This window comes from Lyngbya aestuarii BL J (genome assembly GCF_000478195.2).
Taxonomy (GTDB): domain Bacteria; phylum Cyanobacteriota; class Cyanobacteriia; order Cyanobacteriales; family Microcoleaceae; genus Capilliphycus; species Capilliphycus aestuarii.
Genome location: NZ_AUZM01000204.1, coordinates 1 through 1,443 on the forward strand (window position 1 = coordinate 1; position 1,443 = coordinate 1,443).

Below are 1,443 nucleotides of genomic sequence, written 5' to 3' on the forward strand. Positions count from 1 at the left end.
AAACGGAATGTCGTTCTAAAGGTAGTGACAACAATCGTATCATTTTCATCGGTATGTTCAGGGTCAGTAATAATGAAAACAGCCGGAATCAAAGAAATGTATTCGTTAAGTTGGAAGCGATACAGGGCTTCAATATGAATTCCCGTTTTCTCCTCCTCTAACCGATCGAGAGTGTGATAAACGACCTTCGGTTGCATCCCCACGATAATACCGCCCAAGTCCCCTTCTTTAAGCAAATCAGGGAATGCTAACGTCACCGCAAAGTTGATAATCGTCGCATCGAGGTCATCGCCGTCAGTTCTGACCTTATCATCAGCCCAAGCCGCACCAAACCAGCCACCCACCTCAAAACTATCGGAAATTCTCCAGTTCGTCTGGAAACTGACATTATCACTGGTGGTGGCGGTATCTCCAAACGGACGGTTAGCGAGGAAACTTCCGGTTCCGCCACTGACTCCGACATCTCCTTCTCGGAAATAACGACGGCTATAAGCCAAACCCAACACTAAATTATCTTTCGGTTCATAGACCACTTGCAAGAATGCAGAATGACCCCCATTAAATAAACCTCGACCTTCACTGGCATCAGGGGCATCTCCGTCATCGGCAACATAACCGAGATTAATCTTAATATTATCGTTGAGTTGATAGTTAAACCCTAAACCCGTTCCTTCAGGTCCACGGAACATAGTGGGGTCATAACGAGCAAAGCGAGACGATGCACCGCTTCCTGTACTTTGGAAAGGGCTGATTGGGTCTAGAATGTCGTCAGAGTCGAGACTCTGGGCGCCGATGTAAACCTCTCCTTTCTCATTGAAAACTGGAAACTGATACCACAACTCATCAATCTCGAAGTCTCCTGAACCCCCATCAGTCCCTAAACGACTCATCAGGGTATTGGTGAGGTTTTCACGACTCAAGTTAGGAACATCTTTGGCTTCGAGACGAGTTCGCAGTCTATCTTTTCCGGTAAAGCTAGTATCGAAGGTTAAACGCGCCCGATAACCGAAGTAGCTTTGTGTGGGGTCGTCTTCATCATCAACATTTGGCCCGCCGACAGTGGTATATTCGGCGCGATCGCCAAAACTATCCCCGATAAAGAAGATCACTTCCCCGTTGAGTTTGGTGGTTGTGGAGAATTGATTAGCTTCGAGTTCAGATGCCCGGGCTTCGAGAACTGTAACCCGACCTCGCAGGGCGGCCAGTTCAGCGGCGAATTCTTCCATTAACCGTTGCAGTCTCGCCAAATCTTCCCGCGTCACCAAGTCGGCTGTAGACGCATTAATCAGTTCGTTAATGCGTTCTAAACAAGCGTTGATACCTGCGGCAAATTCATAACGAGTTAAAGCCCGGTTTCCTTTATAGGTTCCATCTGGATATCCGGCAATACAACCATAACGTTCAACTAGAGACTGTAATGCCTGAAACGCCCAGTCTGTCGGT

1 protein-coding gene is annotated in these 1,443 nt (G+C 47.5%); it reads right to left on the reverse strand.

The window, feature by feature from the left end:
- Positions 1–1,443: iron uptake porin (locus tag M595_RS27530; protein WP_023069852.1), on the reverse strand; the 1,443-nt coding region annotated here is incomplete at both ends.